General features: G+C 61.1%; 27 protein-coding genes. 9 read left to right on the top strand and 18 right to left on the bottom strand.

Annotated features, from left to right (window positions below; all coding sequences use genetic code 11):
* Positions 1-3: 3 nt before the first annotated feature.
* The 9 genes from urtB to CE_RS05085 all read right to left on the bottom strand — a co-directional run bounded on the left by urtB (position 4) and on the right by CE_RS05085 (position 7362).
* A complete protein-coding gene (gene urtB / locus CE_RS05125; protein WP_006770034.1) occupies positions 4-888 on the bottom strand; it encodes an urea ABC transporter permease subunit UrtB in 885 nt (294 codons plus the stop codon).
* Positions 889-906: 18 nt separating this feature from the next.
* A complete protein-coding gene (gene urtA, locus CE_RS05120) occupies positions 907-2160 on the bottom strand; it encodes an urea ABC transporter substrate-binding protein (protein ID WP_006770035.1) in 1254 nt (417 codons plus the stop codon).
* Between the two features lie 133 nt (positions 2161-2293).
* Complete coding sequence (locus CE_RS05115) at positions 2294-3010, bottom strand: urease accessory protein UreD (RefSeq protein ID WP_231295163.1); 717 nt, start codon at positions 3008-3010, stop codon at positions 2294-2296.
* Between the two features lie 128 nt (positions 3011-3138).
* Complete coding sequence (gene ureG / locus CE_RS05110) at positions 3139-3744, bottom strand: urease accessory protein UreG (RefSeq protein WP_006770037.1); 606 nt, start codon at positions 3742-3744, stop codon at positions 3139-3141.
* Between the two features lie 54 nt (positions 3745-3798).
* Complete coding sequence (locus tag CE_RS05105; protein WP_006770038.1) at positions 3799-4488, bottom strand: urease accessory protein UreF; 690 nt, start codon at positions 4486-4488, stop codon at positions 3799-3801.
* A gap of 19 nt (positions 4489-4507) precedes the next feature.
* The gene (gene ureE / locus CE_RS05100; RefSeq protein WP_006770039.1) at positions 4508-4957 is read right to left on the bottom strand and encodes an urease accessory protein UreE; all 450 of its coding nucleotides are present in this window, start codon (positions 4955-4957) and stop codon (positions 4508-4510) included.
* A 14-nt stretch (positions 4958-4971) separates the two neighbouring features.
* Positions 4972-6687 (bottom strand): urease subunit alpha, encoded by a 1716-nt coding sequence (gene ureC / locus CE_RS05095; RefSeq protein WP_006770040.1) that lies wholly within the window; start codon positions 6685-6687, stop codon positions 4972-4974.
* Complete coding sequence (locus CE_RS05090; protein ID WP_006770041.1) at positions 6687-7049, bottom strand: urease subunit beta; 363 nt, start codon at positions 7047-7049, stop codon at positions 6687-6689. The genes ureC and CE_RS05090 overlap by 1 nt, the downstream gene beginning before the upstream one ends.
* Positions 7050-7059: 10 nt before the next feature.
* The gene (locus tag CE_RS05085; RefSeq protein WP_006770042.1) at positions 7060-7362 is read right to left on the bottom strand and encodes an urease subunit gamma; all 303 of its coding nucleotides are present in this window, start codon (positions 7360-7362) and stop codon (positions 7060-7062) included.
* A gap of 167 nt (positions 7363-7529) precedes the next feature.
* On the opposite strand from CE_RS05085, the gene CE_RS05080 reads away from it, so the two are divergent.
* The 4 genes from CE_RS05080 to CE_RS05065 all read left to right on the top strand — a co-directional run bounded on the left by CE_RS05080 (position 7530) and on the right by CE_RS05065 (position 11109).
* Complete coding sequence (locus CE_RS05080) at positions 7530-9170, top strand: peptide chain release factor 3 (RefSeq protein ID WP_006770043.1); 1641 nt, start codon at positions 7530-7532, stop codon at positions 9168-9170.
* A gap of 192 nt (positions 9171-9362) precedes the next feature.
* On the top strand, positions 9363-9884 hold the full coding sequence (locus CE_RS05075) for a DUF2199 domain-containing protein (RefSeq protein WP_006770044.1): 522 nt from the start codon (positions 9363-9365) through the stop codon (positions 9882-9884).
* A gap of 99 nt (positions 9885-9983) precedes the next feature.
* Entirely contained in the window at positions 9984-10466 is a 483-nt protein-coding gene (locus CE_RS05070; RefSeq protein ID WP_006770045.1) for an alcohol dehydrogenase catalytic domain-containing protein, read from the top strand.
* A complete protein-coding gene (locus CE_RS05065) occupies positions 10459-11109 on the top strand; it encodes a zinc-binding dehydrogenase (protein ID WP_231295164.1) in 651 nt (216 codons plus the stop codon). The genes CE_RS05070 and CE_RS05065 overlap by 8 nt, the downstream gene beginning before the upstream one ends.
* Before the next feature lie 100 nt (positions 11110-11209).
* Here the strand turns inward: CE_RS05065 and CE_RS05060 are convergent, their stop codons facing one another.
* On the bottom strand, positions 11210-11872 hold the full coding sequence (locus tag CE_RS05060; protein WP_006770047.1) for a hypothetical protein: 663 nt from the start codon (positions 11870-11872) through the stop codon (positions 11210-11212).
* A 144-nt stretch (positions 11873-12016) separates the two neighbouring features.
* Entirely contained in the window at positions 12017-12529 is a 513-nt protein-coding gene (rraA, locus tag CE_RS05055) for a ribonuclease E activity regulator RraA (protein ID WP_035109947.1), read from the bottom strand.
* 231 nt (positions 12530-12760) lie between these two features.
* Between rraA and CE_RS05050 the strand changes: the two genes are divergently transcribed.
* Entirely contained in the window at positions 12761-15154 is a 2394-nt protein-coding gene (locus CE_RS05050) for an MMPL family transporter (RefSeq protein ID WP_006770049.1), read from the top strand.
* A complete protein-coding gene (locus CE_RS05045) occupies positions 15138-15725 on the top strand; it encodes a TetR/AcrR family transcriptional regulator (RefSeq protein WP_006770050.1) in 588 nt (195 codons plus the stop codon). The genes CE_RS05050 and CE_RS05045 overlap by 17 nt, the downstream gene beginning before the upstream one ends.
* Before the next feature lie 112 nt (positions 15726-15837).
* On the opposite strand, the gene CE_RS05040 is transcribed toward CE_RS05045, so the two are convergent.
* Positions 15838-17292, bottom strand: coding sequence for an alpha/beta hydrolase (locus tag CE_RS05040; RefSeq protein WP_011075227.1), 1455 nt, complete (start codon positions 17290-17292; stop codon positions 15838-15840).
* A 150-nt stretch (positions 17293-17442) separates the two neighbouring features.
* Between CE_RS05040 and CE_RS05035 the strand changes: the two genes are divergently transcribed.
* Positions 17443-18648, top strand: coding sequence for a DUF6882 domain-containing protein (locus CE_RS05035; protein WP_006770052.1), 1206 nt, complete (start codon positions 17443-17445; stop codon positions 18646-18648).
* Here CE_RS05035 and CE_RS05030 read toward each other — a convergent pair.
* Both CE_RS05030 and CE_RS05025 read right to left on the bottom strand, forming a co-directional pair.
* On the bottom strand, positions 18641-19363 hold the full coding sequence (locus CE_RS05030; RefSeq protein WP_006770053.1) for a hypothetical protein: 723 nt from the start codon (positions 19361-19363) through the stop codon (positions 18641-18643). The two genes, CE_RS05035 and CE_RS05030, sit on opposite strands and share 8 nt — an antisense overlap.
* An 84-nt stretch (positions 19364-19447) precedes the next feature.
* On the bottom strand, positions 19448-20512 hold the full coding sequence (locus CE_RS05025; RefSeq protein ID WP_006770054.1) for an enoyl-CoA hydratase/isomerase family protein: 1065 nt from the start codon (positions 20510-20512) through the stop codon (positions 19448-19450).
* Between the two features lie 112 nt (positions 20513-20624).
* Here CE_RS05025 and CE_RS05020 point away from each other — a divergent pair, with 112 nt between their 5' ends.
* Entirely contained in the window at positions 20625-21425 is an 801-nt protein-coding gene (locus CE_RS05020; RefSeq protein ID WP_035109889.1) for a Cof-type HAD-IIB family hydrolase, read from the top strand.
* Between the two features lie 25 nt (positions 21426-21450).
* On the opposite strand, the gene ppk2 is transcribed toward CE_RS05020, so the two are convergent.
* The 3 genes from ppk2 to CE_RS05005 form a co-directional block, all read right to left on the bottom strand.
* Positions 21451-22506 (bottom strand): polyphosphate kinase 2, encoded by a 1056-nt coding sequence (ppk2, locus tag CE_RS05015; protein ID WP_006770056.1) that lies wholly within the window; start codon positions 22504-22506, stop codon positions 21451-21453.
* A gap of 115 nt (positions 22507-22621) precedes the next feature.
* Positions 22622-22945 (bottom strand): putative quinol monooxygenase, encoded by a 324-nt coding sequence (locus tag CE_RS05010; RefSeq protein WP_006770057.1) that lies wholly within the window; start codon positions 22943-22945, stop codon positions 22622-22624.
* Between the two features lie 96 nt (positions 22946-23041).
* On the bottom strand, positions 23042-23368 hold the full coding sequence (locus CE_RS05005; protein WP_006770058.1) for a putative quinol monooxygenase: 327 nt from the start codon (positions 23366-23368) through the stop codon (positions 23042-23044).
* Between the two features lie 89 nt (positions 23369-23457).
* Between CE_RS05005 and CE_RS05000 the strand changes: the two genes are divergently transcribed.
* Complete coding sequence (locus CE_RS05000) at positions 23458-23967, top strand: TlpA disulfide reductase family protein (RefSeq protein ID WP_331385693.1); 510 nt, start codon at positions 23458-23460, stop codon at positions 23965-23967.
* Positions 23968-23974: 7 nt separating this feature from the next.
* Here CE_RS05000 and CE_RS04995 read toward each other — a convergent pair whose 3' ends face one another.
* Positions 23975-24811, bottom strand: a complete 837-nt coding sequence (locus CE_RS04995) for a pyridoxal kinase (RefSeq protein WP_006770060.1) — start codon at positions 24809-24811, stop codon at positions 23975-23977.
* Positions 24812-24816 lie beyond the last annotated feature (5 nt).

The following is a 24816-nucleotide window of genomic DNA, read 5'->3' as shown; positions in this document are numbered from 1 at the left end:
TACTCATACGAGGCTCCTTGTTCGGGTTTGAAACAGCCCTTGGGGGCGGAACTGAAGAAAGGCGACCACTGCAATCAGCACAATGAACTTCGCAATACTCGCACCGGTTGAGTACTCAATGAAGGCTTGCATTATGCCCAGAACAAACGCCATGATCACCGCGCCCTTGATCTTGCCGATTCCACCCGCGGCCACGACAAGGAAAGCGTCGACAATGTAGTTCTGACCGATGGTCGGCCCGGTGGCTCCAATGAGAGTGATGGCGACGCCTGCAATTCCGGCGAGACCAGACCCGATAAAAAAGGTCATACGGTCCGTGGCCCGGGTATTGATGCCATTAGTCTCGGCGAGATCGCGATTGATCACGACTGCCCTGATTCTCCGACCCCAGATGGAACGGTTGAGAAACACCGCCAATCCGGCCACTGAGGCCAAGGCGAGAAAGAGAATGAACAGTCGGGACACCGGCACCAGAGTCCCCAGAATTTCGGTATGACCACGCAACCATTCAGGCGCACGTACGTCTACTGCTGGTGCGCCGAAAATATCCCTGGCCAGCTGCTGCAGGATCAGACCAACGCCAAAGGTCGCAAGCAGTGTGTCCAAAGGCCGGTGGTAGAGATGGCGTAGCAAGGTCTGTTCAAGGAGAACCCCGAGGAGCCCTCCGATGGCAAATGCCAGTGGAATACTGATCAAAAGCGAGAACCCTGCAGAGTTGATAACCCCCTGCACAACGAAGGCCGTGTAGGCCCCAACCATGATGAACTCGCCGTGGGCCATGTTGATGACCCCCATCTGACCGAAGGTCAGGGAAAGACCAACCGCCACCAGCAGCAGAACGGACCCCACTGACAGGCCCGCTACTAGCTGATTGAGTAGAATGTCCATGTTCTTGAGTGCTCCTGCTTAAGACGTGGCTGCAGAAGCAGACTGTGCCCACTCGTAGGTCTCCAGAAATGGGTCTGGATTAACAGGCGAGTCGGTTTCCCAGATGATGTCGATCAAACCGTCTTCACGAACCTGCCCAATGCGTGGAGTTTTAGAAATGTGGTTGTTGTCGCCGTCGACAACGACCGTGCCTTCCGGTGCATCGAAGGAGGTACCATCTGCTGCTTGCCGGATGGCCTCAGTTTCGAAGGAACCGGCTTTCTCCACCATCTCCTTCCACAGGTAGAGACTGGTGTACGCAGCCTGCATGGGATCTGAGGTGACGCGGTCCTGGCCATACAAGCTCTTGAAGCGGTCGACGAAACCGGCATTCTCATCGGTGTCGACAGTCTGGTAGTAGTTCCATGCAACGAGTTGTCCCTCAATGTTGGAGGCGCCGATACCGGCAATCTCTTCCTCGGCGATAGATACAGACATCACCGGGAGAGTCTCGGCGGTCAGCCCGAGACTGTTGTATTGGCGGAAGAATGCCACGTTGGAATCGCCGTTGAGGGTGTTGAATACCGCATCAGCGCCGGAATTCTTCATTCGATTGGCAATTGTGGTGAAATCTGTGGAGCCAAGCGGGGTGTAATCCTCCCCCACGATTTCCATTCCGTTAGCCTCGGCGTAATCCCTGATGATCTGGTTCGCGGTCCGGGGGAATACATAGTCGGAACCGACGAGGAAGAGCCGGCTCTTCCCTTGTTCCTTGAGGTAATCAAGCGCCGGGATGATCTGCTGGTTGGTGGTTGCCCCGGTGTAGAAGATGTTGGGTGAGGATTCCATTCCCTCGTACTGCACCGGATAGAAGAGCAGGGAGTTGTTTCCCTCGAACACCGGCAGCATGGCTTTACGAGAGGCAGAGGTCCAACCACCGAACGCTGCTGCCACACATTCCTGCTGTATCAACCGCTGGGCACGCTCTGCGAAGGTCGCAGGTTCACTGGCACCGTCTTCTTCCGCGATTACCAACTCTTTACCCAGAACACCGCCATCCGCGTTGATCTCCTGAGCCGCCATGTGTAGGGATTCATTGACCGTGGTCTCCGAGATTGCCATGGTGCCTGAGAGGGAATTGATGAATCCCACCTTGACGGCGTCGCCCGAAGTATCTACACATGATCCGCCGTTGGCGGCAACAGTCTCCGATTCTGCACGGGTGCAGGCCGTCATTCCGAGCGCCAGCGCTGAGAGCACGGCCAGCCCCTGAATCATTGTCTTCTTGGACATTCTTCCTCCGGTTCAGATTTCTATAGATCGACAGGTTTACCTGTTTCTATAAAGCTATAGGTAATCAGCCGCAAGAATCACTCAGGTGTCGCAGCCCACACTTGGACTACCCCCGGATTAGTGTGCTACAGGCTCATGAATAGTGCATTGAACTGGCACTTTCCGCACCTCTCCATTTAGCGGTTTCGTGTCGATAGAGTTCAATAATGGCTTCATGGATCTGCTGGATACGTCCACTGCGATATGCGAGCGATCGCACGACGAATCCCCCGTGCACTCTGGTCAAACCACACTCGAGCTCACCGACCCCTGACCAACGAACCGATTCGACGATATTTGTTGCTGCATGGAAGACCACGTCATTGCATAGCGGTGGCGCAATGAGGATAAGGGTGCCCGAATGGCTGAAACCCTCCATCACCCCGATTCCGGATATATCGACATCAGGAACCATTCGTAGATTGTCCAAAAGCACCATGCGCCCCTGCATCATGACTTCTGTGCGCATATGTAGACGGTCGAAACCGAAGTGGGTGGCATCCGGGGACCATCCTGGGGTGACAATCTCGGCGGAGAGAAAGACCGAGGACTCGTCCATCTCTACACGGGTCGACTGCCGGTAGGTGCCACCACGGTAAACGATCACCGGATCGGGCACGCTCTCCAGCAGCGCCCGCTTTCCCAGTTTGACGACGGTCTGCTGAACAGCCGGTCCCTGTGGGGTGCGGTAGATCTTTGTTGCAGACTGGGTGCATAGTTGCAGACCTGCCCCGTCACCGACCTCCACATCAATGTCATAGACATCACCACCGAGAAAACCTCCCCCTGGGTTGATCAGTGTGTAACTCACCAAGCCATCATCCGACGGGTAATGGGGGCGCAGTACGCGAAGTGCCCCCCGGTGGAATTGCGATTGTGCGAAGCTGCGACCGTCTGTTCCCCTGTGGGCGATCCGCAGTCGCAGTTCTCCACCGGGCTTCACGCCAGATCGGACATGAGAACATCTCGCCGGATCCACGCCAGGATCTCCTCAAGTCCTTCATCGGTACGGAGATTGGTCAAGGCGTAAGGACGTTGGCCCCGGAACTCATGGGTATCCTTCACCATCACAGACAGATCTGCTCCGACGAACGGTGCGAGATCTGTCTTATTGATGACGAACAGGTCAGCTTTAATCATGCCCTGGCCGGCTTTTCTAGGGATCTTTTCTCCCTGAGCCACATCAATGATGTAGATCGAGAAGTCTACGAGTTCCGGGGAGAAGGTCGCCGAGAGGTTGTCCCCACCGGATTCAATGAAAAGGAGGTCCAGGTCAGGGAACTTCTCTCTGAGCTGTCTGGCCGCCGCCTCATTCATCGAGGTGTCCTCACGGATGGCGGTGTGAGGGCAACCTCCGGTTTCGATGCCGATAATTCGCTCGGTCGGCAGAATGCCATTGCGGGCGAGGATTTTCGCATCTTCGATGGTGTAGATGTCATTGGTTATAGCTGCCATCGACAGCGTCCCATCGAGTGCCCGGGTGATACGTTCAATCAACTGGGTTTTTCCGGCCCCCACGGGGCCACCGATTCCAATTCTGATCATGGTTTCCTTCTTTCTGGTAATTTTCGTTTCTGATCGGTCCACTGCGTGGTGTGCCTAGCTCATGAACATCCGGGCACGTTGATTCTCATGTTGCATCTGTGCTATTTCGAGTCCCGGAGTAATGGAACCGATGTCATCGAATTCGATGTCCGCAGAGTTTCCGACAGCTGCGGTCACCCACTCCTGTGCTTGTCTGATCAAATGCTGACCAGCGTTTTGTCCGAAGGGGACGGCTCTGACGGCATTGTGGATCAATGACATTGACGTGGCGTAGAGGTGTTGCGCCACCGCCTCATCCTCGGCGACATCCAGGGCACGCGCCACAAGGGCCCAGACGATGGCTGGATGACCGGACAGAGTCCGCTGGTCCACCTCTCGGCGGTACCAGATCAGAGCCGGATCGGGGTATCCCTGTTCCGCTATCTCCAGCATCCGGATACCCATAGTCTTGCCAGCTGTGCGAATCTGCTCGGGAACAGCCTGAGCTGTAATCAGTTGATCGAGCTCTCCCACCCGTTTCAACGAGGTCGAGCGAAACACCTCCCTAATGACAACAGCATCAGTGAACGTCAGCTGCTGTTGAATAAACATCTGCAGCCATACGCCGAAACTGCTCGCATCATGGATCACACCTCGATGAAGATAGGTTTCGAATCCATGGGAATGACTGAATGCACCGGTCGGCAGCGCGGAATCCATGAGCTGCATGGCAGCTAAAGTCCGCGTCATGCGAGTGGATTCCATTGAATTCACCGGGATCACATCAATGGGTGTGCTCAGAATGCCGGAAGGGGGTCGGCATCACGGTACTTCGTCTCTCGTACCGGACACCGTAATGTTCCAGAAAGTCAACAACGGTATTGTCATATCGAACTATCATCACGTCACCGTCAAACTGTGCAGGTAGATGGCGATTACCCAGCGAATGGGCAACAAAAGCCATATCCCTGAGGGTCCCCGGCCTGATCATGAGGACATCTGTCGGTGCCACGGCAATGAGAATAGAGTTCTCACCGTCACTATGGAGAACATCGCCGTCGCGTAGTGGCGGATGCCCGGAAGGCAGTCGCAGTCCCAGCTCGGAGCCATGATCACTCACCAGACGCTGAATACGTTTGGTGAGTGCGTCGTCGACGAGCGTGATCGTCTCCGCGTGGTGAGTTCTCAGTTCGGGTTGTTCGTGAATGTTCCCGATTATTTCGGTAATGATCATGTGTCTTCGCCTTTCTAGAAAAGGAAATAGCGCTGGGCCAGTGGTAGTTTCTCGGCTGGTTCACAGGTGATTAGGGCACCGTCGATACGCACTTCGTAGGTTTCAGGGTCAACGTGAATGGAGGGAGTCTCCCCATTGAGTTTCAGACTCTGCTTGGTGAGGGTCCGAATGCCATGGCATTCCTCAATCCGACGGTTGAGTCCGAGTTGCTCGGGGATACCGGCAGCAATAGCTACCCGGGGGAGGAAGGTGATCGAATTGCTGCTTGTCGCGCTGCCGTAGGAGCCGAACATGGGACGATACAATTCCGGTTGGGGAGTTGGAATTGATGCTCCCGCATCCCCCATGATGGAATTGACCACCTGCCCACCCTTGAGAATCATGAAGGGTTTCACACCGAAGAACTTCGGTTCCCACAGCACCAGGTCGGCGAATTTACCGGTTTCCACCGAACCAACCACATGAGAGATGCCCTGGGCCAGTGCGGGATTGATCGTATATTTGGCTACGTAACGTTTGATGCGGTTATTGTCTGAGTCCGCGGTATCGCCCTCGAGTGGACCACGTTGGCGCTTCATCGAATCCGCCACCTGCCACGTTCGGATGATGACTTCACCTACCCGTCCCATCGCCTGCGAATCTGACGAGGTAATGGAAAATATACCCATGTCATGGAGTACATCCTCTGCAGCGATGGTTTCAGTTCGGATGCGGGAATCGGCGAATGCAACGTCTTCGGGGACATCGGGATTGAGGTGGTGACACACCATTAGCATGTCCAGGTGTTCTTCCACGGTGTTCACTGTGTACGGTAACGTCGGATTCGTTGATGCAGGAAGCACATTGGGTTCCCCTGCCAGCGCGATGATGTCAGGAGCATGGCCGCCTCCCGCCCCCTCGGTGTGGAAAGTATGGATCACCCTCCCCCCGATCGCCTCCCGGGTGCTTTCGACGAATCCTGCCTCGTTGAGGGTGTCTGTGTGCACAGCCACCTGGATGTCGAATTCGTCTGCCACACTGAGCGATAGATCGATGGTGGCGGGTGTGGCACCCCAATCCTCGTGAACCTTGAGCCCAATGGCGCCTGCCCGGATCTGGTCGATCAACGGTGCCGATGCTGTCGCATGTCCCTTACCCAGCAATCCGATATTCATCGGGAAGCCGTCCAGCGATCTCAGCATCTGATGAATGTGCCAGGGTCCGGGAGTAATCGTTGTGGCCTTCGTGGATTCCGAGGGACCGGTACCGCCACCGATCATGGTGGTGATCCCGGAAACTAGTGCAGCTTCGATCTGCTCCGGGGAGATGAAGTGGATGTGAGTGTCAATGCCACCCGCAGTGAGCACCTTGCCCTCGCCGGCAATGATGTCGGTGGAGACACCGATTGGGATTGTCCCCCCATCCATGGTGTCGGGGTTACCCGCATGACCGATCCCGGTGATAATACCGTCGCGGATTCCGATGTCCGCCTTGTAGATTCCCGACCAATCCAGGACGATCACGTTGGTGATCACCGTGTCGGGAATGTCCGGATCCTCTTCTCTCGTCCGGTGCCCGTTCTGGCCCATCCCGACGCGCACAACTTTCCCGCCTCCGAAGACAGCTTCCTCACCGGCGATGGTGAGGTCTTCTTCAATCTCGGCGAAAAGACCGGTGTCGGCAAGTCTCAGTCTGTCCCCGGTGGTGGGTCCGTACATCGAGGCATGCTGTTTTCTACTCATGGAGAACATCAGGATGTTTCCCCCGTCCCACTGGCGGGTTCACTGGCACCCGAAACCATGCAAGATTCAACGGCACCGTTGATTTCATTGCGAAATCCCCGTATCAGGCGCCCGCCCGCAAAGGGAATTAATCGAACGGTGGTGGCATCACCGGGTTCCAGGCGGGCAGCGGTTCCGGCCGGGATGTCCAGACGCATGCCACGGGCTCGTACGCGATCGAAGGTCACCAGCGGATTTACTTCTGCGAAGTGGTAATGCGACCCTATTTGGACGGGCCGGTCCCCCGTGTTGATCACCTCGATCTCAATGGCTTCGCGACCACGGTTGCAAAGAATCGGTGTGTCGGACAGGACATACTCTCCGGGAATCATGACAACCTCCCTATCGGATCGGAGTGTGGACGGTGATGAGTTTGGTCCCATCTGGAAATGTTGCCTCTACCTGCACCTCAGGGATCATCTCGGCAATGCCCTCCTGGACGTCGTCGCGGTTGAGGATGGTTGTGCCCCAGCTCATCAGCTCCGCCACCGAGCGGCCGTCCCGTGCTCCTTCCATCAGTTCGTAGGAGATGATGGCCACCGCTTCGGGATAGTTGAGTTGGAGGCCACGGGCCTGTCTGCGGCGTGCCAGGTCTGCCGCGACTACAATCATGAGTTTCTCCTGCTCTCGGGGTTGTAGGTGCATTTTGTTTCGAGATCCTCTCTGAACGGTCAAAAATAACTATAAGTCAATAGTTAGAGAACGGTACACCTACGTACCCCCAGCCACAGAAACCCTCCACCGAGTTACAGGTGCATCCACCAGGACACCGGCTGGGGTTCGACCCACCCCACCGGCTATTCTTATAATCCATGAGCACCACCAGCACAGCAGCAGAGGCACAACGCCGCCGGACATTTGCCGTCATCGCACACCCCGATGCCGGTAAATCAACCCTGACCGAGGCGCTCGCACTGCATGCGCACATCATCTCCGAGGCTGGTGCCACCCATGGCAAGGCCGGCCGCAAGGCCACCGTCTCCGACTGGATGGAGATGGAGAAGGACCGCGGTATCTCGATCGCGTCCTCCGCCCTGCAGTTCGAGTACGCGCCCGAGAACCATGAGGGCGAGCCCTACATGATCAACCTGGTGGACACCCCGGGTCACGCCGACTTCTCCGAGGACACCTACCGTGTGCTCATGGCCGTCGATGCCGCCGTCATGCTCATCGACGCCGCCAAGGGCCTCGAGCCGCAGACTCTGCAGCTCTTCCGCGTGTGCAAGGCCCGTGGCCTGCCGATCATCACCGTGATCAACAAGTGGGACCGTGTCGGTCGCACCCCGCTTGAGCTTGTCGACGAGATCGTCCAGGAGATCGATCTCCAGCCCACCCCCCTGTTCTGGCCCGTCGGTGAGGCAGGTGACTTCCGCGGACTGGCGCGCATCAACGAAGACGGTGAGGCCGAGGAGTACATCCACTTCACCCGCACCGCCGGTGGCTCCACCATCGCCCCGGAGGATTTCTACACCCCCGAGGAAGCTGCGCAGCGTGAGGGCGAGGTGTGGGAGAACGCCACCGAGGAGGCGGAACTCCTCGCCGCCGACGGTGCCGTGCACGATCAGGAGATGTTCCTCAGCTGCACCACCTCCCCGTTGATCTTCGCCTCGGCGATGCTCAACTTCGGTGTCCACCAGATCCTGGACACCCTGTGTGCCCTGGCCCCCTCCCCGCAGGGCCGCGATGCCGACCCGAAGGCCCTTGAGGCCTCCACCACCGCCATGGATGAACGCCGTGAGGTCACCGATGATTTCTCCGGTGTGGTGTTCAAGGTGCAGGCAGGCATGGACCGCAACCACCGTGACACCCTCGCCTTCATGCGGGTGGTCTCCGGGGAATTCGACCGTGGCATGCAGGTCACCCACGCGCAGACCTCCCGCAGTTTCTCCACCAAGTACGCCCTGACGGTGTTCGGACGCACCCGTTCGACCGTGGAGACGGCCTTCCCGGGTGACATCGTGGGTCTGGTCAACGCCGGTGCCCTGGCACCCGGTGACACCATCTACGCCGGACGCAAGATCCAGTACCCGCCGATGCCGAAGTTCGCCCCCGAGCACTTCCGCATCCTGCGTGCGAAGTCCCTGGGCAAGTACAAGCAGTTCCGCAAGGCACTGGAGCAGCTGGATTCCGAGGGTGTCGTCCAGATCCTGCGCAACGACCTGCGTGGCGATGCCAACCCGGTCATGGCCGCTGTCGGCCCCATGCAGTTCGAGGTCATGCAGGCCCGCATGGAGGTCGAGTACAACGTGGAGACCGTCGCCGATCCGATCCCGTACACCGTGGCACGCCGCACCACCCCGGAGACCGCCGTGGAGCTGTCCAAGCAGCGCGGTGTGGAGGTCTTCACCCGCACCGACGGCGAACTCATCGCCCTGTTCGGTGACAAGTGGCGTCTGTCCTTCATCGAGAAGGAGCACCCGGAATTCGTGCTGGAGTCCCTCGTGGCGGAATAGTCGCGGTCGTGACAAGAACCCACCCTGTACGCAGGGTGGGTTCTTGTCGTTGTGTGGCCTGCTGGGTTATCCACAGCGGCGGCACCCCGGTGGGGAATCATCCACAGATTCCGGATGGTCATGCTGGTCGGGGCCCTACCCGGCGGTTTAGCGTGAGGGCTGATCGAGCAACCCGCATACGAAAGGATCGTCATGAAACCCGTCCACTACTTCTGCCCCGACTGCGACCACCCCCACGTCGGTATCCCGGCCATTGCCCGGATCTATCCGGACATCATCGCGGAGAAGATCCACCGGGCCCTGCCCTGGCGTCTGCAGGTCGGCGATGATGTCTGCCGCGTCCTCTATCCGCAACCGCGGCGCAGTTTCATCCGCGCGAACCTGGATATCCCGGTCATCGGGGAGACCGAACCACTACAGTACGGGCTCTGGGTGGAGCTGTCCGAACAGGACTTCACCCGGTACCAGCGGTACGAGCGTGAGAATATCCCCCTGGTTCTGGAAGGCCGGCTGGCCAATGAGGCACCGGAATTCCCCGGCACCTTCGACATCCCCGTCCGTCTGGTCACCCGCCCCTTCCCCCTGCGTCCCCTCATCCACCCGGTCGAGGACGACAATGATCTGTGGCGTGCCTATGACGACGGACTGGAGGACTGGGAGGCACAGATGCGCCTGGAGCTCTCGGTGTCGGTCATCGGGGCGAAGGCCGCCTAACCATCAAACCAATTCGGTGCCCCGCCTGGTGTTGTCTACCTATACTCCGGGGGTAGCTACACATCCACTCACACCCATACCCAGAAATGAGGACACCCCATGAACATCGATGCCTATGTCATTGAGAAGATCGGCGCCCCCTTCCGCCGCGAGGAGCTCACCCTTGCTGATCCCGGCCCCGGGGAGGTGCTGGTCAGGGTTGTCGGAACCGGTGTCTGTCACACTGATCTGAACACCCAGTCCGGGGATATGCCCCTCCCGCTGCCCGGTGTGCTGGGCCATGAGGGCTCCGGCGTTGTCGAGGCCGTCGGCGAGGGGGTGACCACGGTGGTACCCGGGGATCACGCCATCATGGGGTGGCCCTACTGCGGTAAATGCCGCAACTGCATCCGCGGTGAGCACCGCTACTGCCTCAACATCGGGGCCGAGCTACTCGCCGGTGTACGCCTCCACGGACCGGACGCCGGATCCTCCGCCTACACCCGCGCCGATGGTACCGCACTGTCCGGGCATTTCTTCGGCCAAGTCCTCCTTCGCCACCTACTCACTGACCCGGGCCAATGCGGTGGTGAAGGTGGATAAGGACATCGACCTTCTGATACTCGGGCCACTCGCGTGTGGCATCACCACCGGTGCAGGTGCGGTGTTCAACACCGCACAGCCCCAGCCCGGGGAATCCATCGTCATCATCGGTGCCGGGGCTGTCGGGCTCGGTGCGATCATGGCCGCCCGAAACACACCCGCAGCAAAGATCATCGCCATGGATCTGCAGGATTCCCGTCTGGAGCTGGCACGTGACCTCGGTGCCACCCACACCGTCAACACCGGTGACCGTGACATCGTTGATGCCGTGACCGAGATCTGTGGTGGCCCGGCCGACTACGTCCTGGACTGCACCGGCAGCATCAGGGTGATTGAGCAGGCCGCGGATGCCGTCGGCCTGATGGGCACCTTCATCCTCGTCGGTGGCGCACCGGCCGAGGCACGCTTCTCGCTCGACCACATGCGTACCCTGTTCGACAAGACAGTGGTGGGCACCCTGGGTGGTTCCTCCAACAGCCTCACCCTGATCCCTGCACTCATCGACCTGTACAAGCAGGGCCGGTTCCCCTTTGACCGGCTGATCACCACCTACAGCTTCGATGAGATCGACACGGCCATCCATGATGCCCACGAGGGTGGCACCATCAAGGCGGTCCTGGAGGTCTCCCCGACCCACGGTTAGACAGCACGAACAGATGCTGACAACCCCTGATCCCGGGGCACAGTTCAGGCACCCGGGATCAGGGGTTGTCGCGTACCCGGGCTGGGCGGCATTCCGCCAGCTAGATCAGTGCGAGTGCTCCCATGATCGTCAGCACGATGGCCACGAGGTATCCGGCCCATTTGGCCAGGGCTGTCTTGTTCTGGCCGGCCTTGTCGAAGAGCACACCCACGGGGCTTTCCGGGTAGGCCCGGACCCAACCGACCAGGAAGGCGACGATCGTCGGCAGGCTGAGCGCGAGGCTGGCGTAGATGATCAGTCCGCCGTACCGGATGGCCACGCTGAAATCACCCGCACTGAGCACCGCCAGTCCTGCGTAGAAGGGTGCGGAGGTCGCGGACTGGATGAGGCCGAGGAGCAGGCCGGCACCGACCGTCAACAAGGAGGGCCTGCGCACCGGGGCCAGGAACCGTTCAATCATCTCGGTATTGCCGTCGCCCCTGCTCAGCTTGGTGGCGATGAAGGAGGCCACACCAACGACGATGAGCACGATGCCGAACACCGGTGAGTCGAGGAACTGTTGAATCAGATCCCCGAGCCCGTCGAAGATGACCATGACCACGATGCACAGGAGGAACACCCCCAGCCAGTCACCGAGGATGAGCAGAAAGGCGATGAGCCCGTATCTGCCGGACCGCGGGAGAAAGGCCCCGATCGCCACGACGATTCCGATGAGTAAGACATTTACTGAGTCCAGCAATGCGAAACTCACGGCTAGTAGCACAGGGGTACTCTTTCATTCGATCGACAACAGGGGTGAAAACCCTCGTCCCCCGGAGTCGCTGTTCAGCGGCCGCGGGGGTGTTTCACCGTGGGGGATGTCGGATCAGCCGCAGGAAACGTTACGCCGTTCCGGCATCACGTCCCGCTAGTTGCTTGCTGGGGCCTTCACCGGGTTTTCGGTAACCACGATACCGTCGGAGTCGGCATACAGGTAATGCCCCGGCGTGAAATCGACCCCACCGAAGGAGACCACCACGTCCCGCTCCCCCGCGCCGGTCTTGGAGGACTTGCGGGGGTTGGTGCCCAGGGCCTTGCAGCCGAACTCCATCTCGCCGATGACAGCGGAGTCACGGATGGCACCATTGACCACCACGCCGGACCACCCGTGGTCCCTACCCAGGCCCGCGATGATGTCACCGACGAGGGCGGTGTGCAGCGAGGCATCACCGTCGATGACGAGCACACCACCGGGGTTGTCCTCCCCGAGGATGGACTTGAGCAGGGCATTGTCCTGGAAGCATTTCACGGTGGTGATGGTGCCGTGGAAGTCGGTGCGGCCGCCGAGGTTACGGAACTGGGTGTCGCAGGAGCGGACGTCATCGCCGATGATGTCCACGAGGTCGGCGGTGGGAATGAAGGTGCCATGTGTGTCAGTCATGACACCAGCATAAAACCATTTCAGTACGCCTGTCCTGGTTTCCCGGACCATGCTGTCCGCCACACCCATCCCGGGACGTTGGATACCTCACAAATAGCCCTGCGTGGCTGGCTCCCCCTTTCATCCACCCGTAAACTTGCGCTCGTTCTGCAAATTTGCATTCGGTGTGCAGATAACCGCCGAAGCCAGGACGTCACCATCCTGCTGGACCAATTGAAAAGTTAAGGACCCATGTCAAAATTCCTCTACAGGTTGGGCTCAACCGCCTACCGGAAGAAATGGCCGTTCCTGGCCTTCTGGCTGGTGCTGCTCATCGCCGTCGGCACCCTGGCCGGTCTGTTCGCCAAGCCGACCACCAGCTCGTTTTCCATCCCCGGCATTGATTCCGTGGTCACCATGGAGAAGATGCAGGAACGTTTCCCCGCCGCGGAGGATGCCACCAGTGCCCCCACCGGCAATGTGGTGATCCAGGCCCCGGAGGGCTCCACCCTCACCGATCCTGAGGTATCCGCCGAGGTCAACGCCATGCTCGCGGAGGTCCGCGACACCGGTGTGCTCGTCGATCCCGAGACCACCGTCATCGACCCGGTGATGGCCGCCCAGGGCCTGGCCGCGCAGATGACCCCGCAGCTGCAGGCCCAGGGGGTTCCGGAGGAGAAGATCGCCACCGACCTGGCTTCCATCAGTCCCCTGAGCCCCGATGAGACCACCGGTATTGTCTCCATGACCTTCGACGCACCGACCGTCATGGATGTCACCGCCGGGGAGCGCGAGGCGGTCACCGACATCCTCGATGAGTACAACGAGGGCGATCTCACCGTTGTCTACAACGGCAATGTCTTCGGTGCCGCAGCGACCTCCCTCAATATGACCTCCGAGATCGTCGGCCTGTTGGTCGCCGCCGTCGTCCTGATCGTCACCTTCGGATCCTTCATCGCCGCCGGTATGCCGTTGATCTCCGCGATCGTCGGTGTCGGCATCGGTGTCCTCGGTGTCTCCCTGGCCACAGTGTTCTCCGATGACATCAATGACATGACCCCGGTGCTGGCCACCATGATCGGCCTGGCCGTGGGCATCGACTACGCCCTGTTCATCGTTTCCCGTTTCCGCAATGAGCTGATCACCCAGTCCGGGGCCAATGACCTGGAACCGAAGGAACTCGCCCAGCGTCTGCGCACCATGGATCTGGCCACCCGCTCGCATGCCATGGGCATGGCCGTGGGTACCGCCGGTTCCGCCGTGGTTTTCGCGGGCATCACCGTGCTCATCGCCCTGGTGGCCCTGTCCATCATCAACATCCCGTTCCTCACCGCCATGGCACTGGCCGCCGGTGTCACCGTGTTCCTCGCGGTGCTCATCGCCGTGTCCTTCCTCCCGGCGCTCCTCGGACTGCTAGGCACCCGGGTGTTTGCCGCCCGTGTACCGGGACCGAAGGTCCCCGACCCCGAGGATGAGCGCCCGACCATGGGTCTGCAGTGGGTTCGCCGGATCCGTAAACGCCCGGTCACCCACCTGCTGGTGGGTGTGATCCTGCTGGGGATCATCGCCATCCCGGCCGCGGGCATGCGTCTGGCCATGCCGACCGACGGCACCGCCACCCCGGGCACGGCCCCACGTGAGGCCTATGACATGACCGCCGAGGCCTTCGGCCCGGGCCGTAACGCCCCCATGATCGCGCTGGTGGATGCCGTGGAGGTGCCGGAGCAGGAACGCCCGCTGGTCTTCGGCCAGGCCGTGGAACAGTTCCTGGGCACCGAGGGTGTGGCCAACGCTCAGATCACGCAGACCACCGAGAATCTCGACACCGCACAGATCCTCATCACCCCTGAGTTCGATGCCATCGATGAGCGCACTTCTGAGACCCTCTCCCAGCTGCGCGCTGATGTCACCGACTTCGAGGACACCACCGGCGCCACCTACGGCATCACCGGTGTCACCCCGATCTATGACGACATCTCCGAGCGACTCTCCGACGCCCTCCTCCCATACATCGGGATCGTCCTCGTGCTGGCCTTCATCGTGTTGCTGCTGGTGTTCCGTTCCATCTGGGTCCCGCTGATCGCAGCCCTCGGATTCGGCCTGTCGGTTGCCGCCACCTTCGGTGCCACCGTCGCGATCTTCCAGGAGGGCTGGCTGGGCATCATCAGCGATCCGCAGCCGATCCTGTCCTTCCTGCCGATCATGCTCATCGGCCTGGTCTTCGGCCTGGCCATGGATTACCAGATCTTCCTGGTCACCCGCATGAGGGAAGGCTTCACCAAGGGCAAGACCGCCGGCAATGCCACCTCCAACGGTTTCAAGCATGGTGCCCGTGTGGTCACCGCCGCAGCCCTGATCATGATCTCCGTGTTCGCGGCCTTCATCGCCCAGGACATGTCGTTCATCAAGACGATGGGCTTCGCACTGGCGATCGCCATCTTCTTCGATGCCTTCATCGTCCGCATGACCATCATCCCGGCCACGATGTTCCTGCTCGGCGACCGGGCCTGGTGGCTGCCCCGGTGGCTGGCCAGGATCCTGCCCAACATCGATGTCGAGGGCGAGGCCCTGGGTGAATACGATGAGCAGCGCACCCGTGAACTTCGTGACCACCAGAAGGAATCCGTCGGTGTCGGGGCTTCGTGAGACCAAGAAGGCCGCCACCCGCACCGCACTGACCCGGGCGGCAGCCGAGATCGCCCTGGAGCACGGTCCCGAGGGCCTGATCATCGCCGAGATCGCCGCCCGGGCGGGGGTGTCAGCCAGGACCTTCCACAACTATTTCGCCTCCCGCGAGGAAGCCCTGCTGGGTTTCCTCTCCGATCAGATCCGGGATCTCATCGATCAACTCGATGAACTCCCGGAACAGATGCGGTTGGTGGAGGCGGTGGAACACCTCGTCGTGGAGCACCTGCGCACCGGGGAGGATGAACTGGATTCCTTCGGCTCCCTGTTCCGGATCTCGGAGATCATCGGGGCGCTCAGCCCCACCCCGCAGCACCCGGATGCCGGTGCCCTCGTGGTTCCCCTGCTTCCTGCGGTGCACCCCCGCGCACCGGAGCTGGATGAGTTCGAGGCGTGCGTGGCCATCAACACCCTTGCTACCAGCGTTCGGGTGGCACTGGACTGGTACTATCGCCTGCCCGAGCCCCGCGACATCGAGGTCGGCGCACAGCTGGTGCGCCGTGCCTGCCGGATGGTGCGACTCGACGGGTGATCCCCTGCCACGGGTGCTTTTCGACGCCTGACAGTCCGGCGTCGATAAGCACCTGCGACATGGTGAAGGCCCGATCCCCAAGCCGGGGATCGGGCCTTTGTCGTGGACGGCGCTAGTCGTCGTAGACGCTGCCGGTGGCGCTGGACAGCGAGTCCAGCGCCGAGCTGCCGGCGATGAACTCACGCGTGGAACTCCCCGTCCCGGCACTGGGGGAACTGCCCTCCAGGGCACCGGCCGCACCGGCGAGACTGCTGCCTGATGCCACCGTCGACGACAGGGTGGACTGGTCCAGACCGGTGGCGTTGTACTCAGGGATCGGGCCACCGTCCAAGCCGAAGCCCTGCATCATCAGGGGGAAGAAGCGGTGGAGTGCCTCATTCCAATAATCCCAGGCATGGGTTCCGGTGGGACGGAAATCATAGTGGATGGTGTCGATGCCGTGGTAGTCAGTGGCCGCCTTGAGGTTGTGGGTACACGTGTTCGACAGGGCCTCGATGCGGAAACCGACGGTGATGCGGTTTTTCAGACCCTTCTCGTCCTCCGGGGCGTTCTCGCCCTCCACATCAACCTCGGACCACACACCGGAGGCGGCGAACACATACAGGTTGTCCTGCTTCGCCAGGCGGTGGGCGTTGATCACCGGGTCGTTGTAGCGGGCGTAGTCACTGTCCACCTCACCGAAGATCTGGGTGGGGGTGGCGTTACCGGAATAGACGGTGGCGGCGACACCACGCCGGCCCATCCAGGAGTTGGTCTCCGCGCATCCGGACAGGGATGCCACCGAGGAGTAGAAATTGGGCTGGTGGGAGGCGATGTTGACCACGGAGCCGCCCGACATGGACATGCCGATGATGCTGCGCTGGCCATCACCACCGATGGCGGCCTCCAGTGGCTCGGGCAGCTCATGGGTGAGGAAGGTCTCCCACTGCTGCTTGCCGCCGAGGGAGTCGTTCTCCTCCACCCAGTCGGCGTAGAAACTATGCGAACCCAGCATCGGCATGATGACGTGGACGTTGTTGGAGCTCATCAGCTCAGGCATGTCGGTCTTGGTGATCCAGTTGGCGCTGCCCTGTCCGCCGTCGCCACCACCGAGTGCATAGAGGGTGGGGCGGGGTTCGGAGGTATCTTCCGGCACGATCCACACCAGGGGGATCCACCGTTCCATGGACGGTGAGTAGGCGTTGATCTGTCGGATCCGCTCACCGTCCACCTCGGCGAACCTGGCGAGACGCGCGAGCACCTCGGGGTTCATGTCGATCTCGGCCTTCGGCAGGTGGTCCTTGCCGTCCGGGTAGCGCGGGTCGAACTCCTGCGGTTGCATCGAGGTGACCACACCGGTTGAGGCCGAGGCGTCGGAGGATCCCCAACCGGTCAGCTGGGAACCGATGCCGGGGATGTCCGACAGTCCCTTCGGTCGGTCCTCGATGTCATCGATCGGGTTATACCTGACGGTGGGGTCCATGCCGTAGTCATAGGCGTAGGCGACAGTGGTGCCGGCGGCGATGGTGCCGACGCCCAGCATGGTGGCCAGGGCGGTGGTGAGAATACGGGATTTTACAGCGCGCACGGATGGCTCTTTCCGTAAATATAAGGAGATTGTAGTAAGCAGTATTCTCCATCTTCACAGACCCCCCAGTCGGAAACCAAACACGTCACAGGTAGTAGTGGTGATGAGACGGACCATGTCGCACACAGGGATATTGCCTATCCTTGAGGAATGCAGATCCCTCCCCCCACCTCTCTCGCCGATGTCATCACCGACGGTTTCCTCGCCCAGACCGGAATCGACCGCGCATTCGCCACCAGGCTCGGGAGGATCCGGGGGGTGGAATTCAACCTGGTCAACGGCACCGACAACGCCCCCAGCGCCCAGGTCCGCATCAACCGTGCCCAGGGGGAACCCTTCGACACCACCGGAACCGTGGTGGCGTGGATCAACGGGGAGGAATTCACCTGGGCCCGGGAGCAGGACGCGGGTTTTGATATCCCTGAGCTGCACGGCACCCAGCCGCTGTCCGATGAGTTGATCCGCGCGGCGCGCACCCTGCACGGCAATGCCCCCGCCTTCATCGCCCCCTTCGGTAACCGGGGTCAGGCTCTGGTGGTGCTCAACGATCCCCACCTCCCCACCGATATCCGCACCGATCTCGTGGAGGGGTTGGCGCTGTTGCCACCCCACGCCGATGCCCACCGGGCGCTGGCATCCTACGCCGCGTTCCGAGAGCTGGGTATCCGGAAAAACCCCAGCTACATCGCGTTGAGCGACGGCACCGCCGTCACCTTCCGGGAAGACCGCCCCGTCGAGGTGACCGGGGGTTTGACCCTGCGTGATGTGCGCGCGGATTCGGCATTCTCCTCCGCGGAACACCAGCTGCTTTTCGACGCCCTGTCCCCCACCGCCCAGGTGGCGTACAACCCCCAGGCGGGCACCGCGGTCATCGGGGGAGAACTCGAGGTGTCCGCACTGCCACTGGCCACCATCGAGGAGGATGTGTGGCGCTGGGCCTGGGCCGATACCCGGGTCCGCGGGCAGGGATCGCGGGGCCTGCGCCAGTTCGGTGTGGACAACGGCCTCCTGCCCCTGGTCAGTCCGATGTTGCCGGTGGGACAGGCACTCACCTTCGACCTGACGGCGGTGGCCAAACCCGTCCTGCAGGTATGGACCCACACAACCGTGGACAGCGGTCAGGGATTCCAGGTCGTGCTGCTACTCAACCATCCCCGGCTCCATCTGCCCCCGGCCTCCTTCGCCGCGATCGAGGCGACCCTGTACACACGACTGGACCCGGAACTGGACGCACGCCGGGCGGTGGCCGCCTACGCCAGCCAGCGTCAGGTGTCCTTCGACGGTTCCCGGATCACGGTGGACAACCGGCACCTCACCGTGGAGTTCCGGGGCAACCAGATCGGGTCGATCAGCTGACGTAGACCACCAGGCCCACGATGAAGATCGCCGGGATGATCATGGCAACCACCAGCCCCCACGATGCCGGACGTGCCATGTTCACCACCGTGGTCTGCCCACTGTCGATCTCCACGAACACCCGTGGGTCAGCCGGGTTGTGATAGATCAACCCCCATTTCAGGCTGGTGTCATCCTCCCCCACCGGAAGGGCACGGTCAATCAGGATCTGGCCCCGCCGCAGCGACACCAACAACGCCCAGGCCAACACCACGATGCACACCACGTAGGCGGACATCTCGATGGTGCTGACAAAGCCGGGACTGTTGAGGCGGATCGAGGACACCACGAGGATGGCTGCGGTGAAGAAACTGAACCAGCCCAGACAGGACTGCACGTTATTCAGGAAAGCCCAGCGTCGACCCACCGCAACGGCGGAGGCCTCCGGGTAGTTCTGCTGCAACCGCGCGGACTGGGAGGAGATCAGCAGGGAGATACCCGCCGCGATGATGAGGACAAGCAACGGCCCGGCGGTGACCCGGGCAATGAGTGTCCCCGTGCTCATCGGTGGTGAATAGGAACCCCCCAGGGCAACCAGTCCACTACTGACACGGGCCGGCATCTGCTGGGGAACCAGGCTGAGCATCGATGCCGACACCGCCACGCTCACCACGATCAATCCAACGATGCCGAGGTACCAACCCCACGGCACGGGGATTCTCGCCAGCGGCTTCACTCCACACCTTCCTTCAAAAGTTGGTGCCCATCAACCTAATGGGTCACTGTCAAAGGTAGCAAACAGTGTGGGCAAACCCCGCACTCATGACAACAGGTCGCGGAACACCGCCTCATCCACCCCGGCGTAATCAGCCGGGATGAAGGTGGCATCGCGGTCCTTATCCACCAGCACAGCCCGCACCCCCTCGACGAAATCCGGCTGACGGATCATGTGCAGGCTCAGGGCAAGTTCATTGTCCAACCCCTCCCGCAGCGTGGCCGCCTCACGATTGGCCTCCATGAGCAGGATGGCCGCCACCACCGAGGAGGGTGCGGCGCCACCCATGAGGTCCCTGACCCGATCGACGAACTCCCGATCGGGGTGGCGGGTGAGGGCTTCGTCGATAAGCTCCCACCGCCCGTGGCTGAAGGTCTCCTCGATCTGGGGCGCGAACTGCGCCAGTTCGCTCTCCCCCTCCGGCTGGGACCGGAATTCCTCGAGTGCCTCCTCCAGGGACCGCTCGATGACGGTCTGCTTGAAGGCCTCCACGTCCCTGGATTCGATGAAGTCGGTGGCCACACCGGTCCACAGCATGTCCGCGGGGCTCATCCGCCATCCGGTGACCGCGAGGAACTTACCGATCGCCGGGGTGGTGACCTGCTGGATGAAGTAGGTGAAGCCCACATCGGGGGTGTAGCCGATCGCCATCTCCGGCATCGCGGCGAATGCCTTCTCCGTGACCACCCGGTGCGACCCGTGCATGGACACCCCCAGCCCACCGCCCATGACCACCCCATCCATGACGGAGATGATCGGCTTGGGGAAATTGCCGAGGTCATCATTCATCACGAATTCCTCAATGAAGTAGCGGTCCCCCGCCTCGATATTGCCTCCCAGCACGGCCTCACGTACCGCACGGACATCACCGCCCGCACAGAAGGCGCGGTCGGTGGTCGAATAGATGAGCACGCGGTGCACGGCGTCATCATCAATCCATTTATCCAGGGCCTCCTGAACCAGATCAACCATCTCCTGGTTGAGCGAGTTCAGAGCCTTGGGACGGTTGAGTTCGATCACCCCGGTGGAATGCTGGACGAAGTAGTTGATCACCCGGGTATCGGTACGCGGTGCGGTGACAGCGGTGGTGTTATCAGAGTTATCAGCCATGGTTCAAGTGTGACACATCACAGGTCGGACTGGCAGGAAAACAGTTATGGCCGGGCAGCTCAAGGTATGGGACAATGAAAAACAAGACATAATCAGAAAGGAAACCAACCAAATGGACTTTCGCCTTGTTGTTACAGACATGGACGGCACGCTACTGAACCCCGAGGGAGACATCCCCGAGGGGTTCTGGAGCCTCCTGGATGACCTCCGGGGCCGCGGTGTGGCCTTCGCCCCCGCCAGCGGCCGTCAGCTGGCCACCCTGCGACACCAGTTCGAGCGCGCCGGTGAGCCGATGTCGTACATCGCCGAGAACGGCACGGTGGTGGTCCACGACGGTGAGATCATCTCCATGACACCCATCGACCCCGGGGCTGTCCACGCCATCATCACCGCCGCACGCGACTCGGACATCGACATGGGTGTAGTCGTCTGTCGCCCTGAACGCGCGTACGTCGAACGCAATGATGAGGCCTTCCGCGCCGAGGGGTCCAAGTACTACCTGGCCCTCGACGAGGTGGAGGATCTGCACGAGGTGGTCACCGATGATGTGATCAAGGTGGCCGTGTTCACCTTCGAAGACGCGGAAACCATGGCTGCCCCGATCCTGCGCGGGGCCGCCCCGGATAACAAGGTGGTGGTCTCCGGCAAGCACTGGGTGGACATCATGGACCAGTCAGCCGACAAGGGCCGGGCCCTGGTATCCCTCTGCCGGGCCATGGACATCCCGGTCAGTGGATCGGTGGCGTTCGGGGACTACCTCAACGACATGGAACTCCTCAAGGCTGCAGGCACCTCCTACGCCATGGACAATGCCCACCCGGACATCATGGCCATCGCTGACCGCAGGGCCCCCTCGAATGTCGAGGACGGTGTCCTGCAGGTACTGGGCGAGATGCTGAAGGAGACGAACTAGGCCCGGTCGGGGCCAGGGAAGGGGATTACTTCCCGCCCTTCCCCGATTTCCCGGTTTTCTTCACAGCCTTGGCCTTCCCGGCGGCCTTCTTGGCTTTTTTCGCAGCCTTGGCCTTCTGCGCCTTCCTGATTTTCTTGGCCTTCTTGGCGGCCTTCACCTTCTCGGCGGCCAGCGCCCGTTCCGCCTCCTCCCGGGCCTTCGCCTCCGCCTTCGCCTTCTCCCTCGCTGCAGCTACCCGGTGTTCCTCCAGGCAGGCCGCGACATCGGGGACATACCGGAATTCATTGCGTGGGGGACGGATGTACTCCCCCTCCCGCACGGGCCGTTCCGGTATCTCCGGCAGGGGCCGGTCGATTTTCTCATAGGGGATGGTGCTGAGGATGTGGGAGATGACATTGATGCGGGACCGCTTCTTCTCCTCCGACTCGACGGTGTACCAGGGGGCCGAGGGGATGTCGGTGTGGATGAACATCTCATCCTTGGCGCGTGAATAGTCCTCCCACCTGGTGATCGAGTGGAGATCGATGGTGGACAGTTTCCACCGTCGCAGGGGGTCACTGAGGCGGCTGTGGAACCGCGCCAACTGTTCCTCATCGGAGACCGAGAACCAGTATTTCCGCAGATGGATGCCATCCTCGACGAGCAGACGTTCAAAGATCGGCGCCTGGTGCAGGAAACGGCGGTATTCCTGGGAGGTGCAGAATCCCATGACGCGCTCCACACCGGCGCGGTTGTACCAGGACCGGTCGAAGATGACGATCTCACCGGCTGCGGGGAGTTTCTCCACGTACCTCTGGAAATACCACTGCCCCTTCTCCCGCGAGGTGGGGGTGGGCAGCGCCTCGATGCGGGCGGTACGGGGATTGAGGTACTGGGTGATCCGCTTGATCGCCGAGCCCTTACCGGCAGCATCACGACCCTCCATCACGATGACCACCCGGGTCCCGGTCTCCACGACCCACTGCTGCATCTCGACGAGTTCCGCCTGGAGTCGCTTGAGCTCCTTCTTATAGGCCTTATTGTCGAGTTTGGGAAGCTCTTTGCCGAAGGTGGGCATCGGGGCATTTTCCATCTTGTTCATGATCCAATCCTACAAGGCGACGGGACCTGAGCGACCTGCGGGACAACACAACCCCTCCCCTGTCAGCACGGTTGATGCCACAGGTGAGGGGTTGTGTCGGTGGGTGGTGGGATGATCAGTAAACAGTGAAGTCGTGGAAACGTTCCCACCCCTTCTTCTTGGGAAATTCGCTTTCCACGATGAGCGGGGTCTGCTGGAGCAGTGGTGGCAGGGTTTCCTGGGCCCGGCTGTAGGACTCACCCTTCTTGAAACTGACCGCGCCTTCATCGGTGAACACACCGATCAGGACATATTCACCGGGGTAATCGGTGCTGCGGAACCATTCGAAGTAGAGACACCCCTCATCCGAGCGGGCCTCCTCGGTGAATTTATCGACGGTGTAACGGAAAGTCTCGACGTACTTTGCCTTGGGCTTGAATCTGACGTTGACGATATGCATATCCCCAGCTTACCGCCGTTTTATCAAATATGCCATGGCCCACAATATGGTATTATTGTGGGCTGGATTGCATTTCACCGGGGTGTCACGGGGAATCTACTCTCCGACGGAGAACTCCGCCATGCGGTCCCAGTCCGTCTTGCCCTCGATGAGGGTGTTGATGATCTGAGGGGTCTCCTTCAGGATCTTCGGGAACAGCTCGGTGGCCGCCTTGAAGTGCTCACTGTTGACATGTGCCTCGGCGGCATCATCCTCGAAGGCCTCGATGAGGATGAACTCAGACGGGTCATCGGTGTTGACCGACCAGTCGAAGAAGATATTGCCCTTCTCCGCTCGGGTCTTCTCGGTGAACTCGGCAACCTGCTCACGGAAGGTATCGACATACTCGGGTAGTGGACGGAAACGAACGTTGATCAAAATCATAGGACCAACTCTACCGAAAGGAACCCCTCCCGTCGCCACACCCGACAACTGGGGAAAACGCTAGGATGTGAGGCACACCACCGACGTGCCTGACATCATCATCTGAGGAGCTGGTCCCCCTGTCATCGGCCCTGGACAACGCCCCACTGCTGGAACTGGATGTCTCGGAGTGGATCAACCACCCCGGGCTGACGCCTGAGGATCTGCGCGGGAAGGTGGTGCTCATCGAGGTCTTCCAGATGCTGTGCCCGGGATGTGTGAACCATTCACTGCCCCAGGCGGTGAAGATCCACCGCAAGGTGGAGGAGTCCGCCCTGCAGGTCATCGGTCTGCACAGCGTATTTGAACACCATGAGGTGATGACACCGGCGGCTTTGAAGGTGTTCATGTCCGAGTTCGGGATCACCTTCCCCGTGGCCGTGGACCGGCCCCGGGAAGGCCAGCGGATCCCTTCGACGATGAAGAAGTACCGACTCGAGGGCACGCCGTCAACGATCCTGGTGGATAAAAAGGGCCGGATCCGCCAGGTCCAGTTCGGTCAGGTGGATGACTTCGTGCTGGGTCTGCTCATCGGCAGTCTCCTCTCCGAGGAGGACTGACCCCCGCCTAGAGCGCGCGGGCGGTGAGACCGGCGTAAACCGTCGTGGCGGCGTGGGTGGCGGCGTCGACAAGCGTCATCTTGTTGTGGAGACCCGCAACCAGGGCTGCTGCATACACATCACCCGCACCCTTCACACCGGTGGGCACGAGGGGATTGTCCACCCGGGTGGTGTTGTCGCGGGTGATGATCAGGTCGGTGACCGTCTCCCCCGCCACCTCGTGGCTGGTCACCACGACCCACTGTCCGTATTCACCCAGCATGGCGCGGGCCGCCGCCACCGGATCGTCAGCCTGGTCGGTGAGGTGGGAGAACTCGAAGGCGTTGGGGACCAGACCGGTGGCCAGGGGCACCAGATGATCACGCAGGGCGGCGTCGATACCCGGCGCGGTGTAGACCCCCACGTCATAGTCGCCGATGGTGGGATCAACCACCACCGTGATATGCGGGTGGCTGAGGCGGATCCGGCGTAGCCAGTCGGCCACCACCTCCACCTGGTCCGCGGTGGCGAAATACCCCGTGGCGATCGTGGTGATCTCATCGACCAGCCCCAGCACCACCAGGTCATTGAGGGTGTCGGCCAGCCACCCGGCATCATGGGGCACAGCGTGGTAGTTGGCGTAGTGGGGCATGGCGCTGAGCACAATGGTCGGAACCGCCAACACATGCAGTCCCTCGCGGTGCAGGACGGGCAGCGCAGCGCTCATACCCACCGTGCCGTAGACCACCTGGCTGCCGATGATGAGCACATCCGCGGGGGTCTGCCTGAGTTCTGCGTGCGTGCGGTGCTCCCGCTGCGCTGCGGCGGCTTCGCGTTCCGGGAGCCCGCTTCCGACCTGTGCCATGGTTC

The organism is Corynebacterium efficiens YS-314, from assembly GCF_000011305.1.
Taxonomy (GTDB): Bacteria; Actinomycetota; Actinomycetes; order Mycobacteriales; family Mycobacteriaceae; genus Corynebacterium; species Corynebacterium efficiens.
This window is presented reverse-complemented; position numbering and strand designations above follow the sequence as displayed.

What these genes read in the sequence shown, in the direction of transcription:
- CE_RS05080 (WP_006770043.1), top strand. Translation starts at nt 7,530, where the DNA reads ATGAGCACCACCAGCACAGCAGCAGAGGCACAACGCCGCCGGACATTT.
- CE_RS05070 (WP_006770045.1), top strand. Translation starts at nt 9,984, where the DNA reads ATGAACATCGATGCCTATGTCATTGAGAAGATCGGCGCCCCCTTCCGC.
- CE_RS05075 (WP_006770044.1), top strand. Translation starts at nt 9,363, where the DNA reads ATGAAACCCGTCCACTACTTCTGCCCCGACTGCGACCACCCCCACGTC.
- ureE (WP_006770039.1), bottom strand. Translation starts at nt 4,957, where the DNA reads ATGATCATTACCGAAATAATCGGGAACATTCACGAACAACCCGAACTG.
- CE_RS05020 (WP_035109889.1), top strand. Translation starts at nt 20,625, where the DNA reads ATGGACTTTCGCCTTGTTGTTACAGACATGGACGGCACGCTACTGAAC.
- CE_RS05005 (WP_006770058.1), bottom strand. Translation starts at nt 23,368, where the DNA reads ATGATTTTGATCAACGTTCGTTTCCGTCCACTACCCGAGTATGTCGAT.
- CE_RS05025 (WP_006770054.1), bottom strand. Translation starts at nt 20,512, where the DNA reads ATGGCTGATAACTCTGATAACACCACCGCTGTCACCGCACCGCGTACC.
- urtA (WP_006770035.1), bottom strand. Translation starts at nt 2,160, where the DNA reads ATGTCCAAGAAGACAATGATTCAGGGGCTGGCCGTGCTCTCAGCGCTG.
- CE_RS04995 (WP_006770060.1), bottom strand. Translation starts at nt 24,811, where the DNA reads ATGGCACAGGTCGGAAGCGGGCTCCCGGAACGCGAAGCCGCCGCAGCG.
- CE_RS05010 (WP_006770057.1), bottom strand. Translation starts at nt 22,945, where the DNA reads ATGCATATCGTCAACGTCAGATTCAAGCCCAAGGCAAAGTACGTCGAG.
- rraA (WP_035109947.1), bottom strand. Translation starts at nt 12,529, where the DNA reads ATGACTGACACACATGGCACCTTCATTCCCACCGCCGACCTCGTGGAC.
- CE_RS05050 (WP_006770049.1), top strand. Translation starts at nt 12,761, where the DNA reads ATGTCAAAATTCCTCTACAGGTTGGGCTCAACCGCCTACCGGAAGAAA.
- ppk2 (WP_006770056.1), bottom strand. Translation starts at nt 22,506, where the DNA reads ATGAACAAGATGGAAAATGCCCCGATGCCCACCTTCGGCAAAGAGCTT.
- CE_RS05085 (WP_006770042.1), bottom strand. Translation starts at nt 7,362, where the DNA reads ATGCACCTACAACCCCGAGAGCAGGAGAAACTCATGATTGTAGTCGCG.
- ureC (WP_006770040.1), bottom strand. Translation starts at nt 6,687, where the DNA reads ATGTTCTCCATGAGTAGAAAACAGCATGCCTCGATGTACGGACCCACC.
- ureG (WP_006770037.1), bottom strand. Translation starts at nt 3,744, where the DNA reads ATGATCAGAATTGGAATCGGTGGCCCCGTGGGGGCCGGAAAAACCCAG.
- CE_RS05105 (WP_006770038.1), bottom strand. Translation starts at nt 4,488, where the DNA reads ATGGAATCCACTCGCATGACGCGGACTTTAGCTGCCATGCAGCTCATG.
- CE_RS05090 (WP_006770041.1), bottom strand. Translation starts at nt 7,049, where the DNA reads ATGATTCCCGGAGAGTATGTCCTGTCCGACACACCGATTCTTTGCAAC.
- urtB (WP_006770034.1), bottom strand. Translation starts at nt 888, where the DNA reads ATGGACATTCTACTCAATCAGCTAGTAGCGGGCCTGTCAGTGGGGTCC.
- CE_RS05035 (WP_006770052.1), top strand. Translation starts at nt 17,443, where the DNA reads ATGCAGATCCCTCCCCCCACCTCTCTCGCCGATGTCATCACCGACGGT.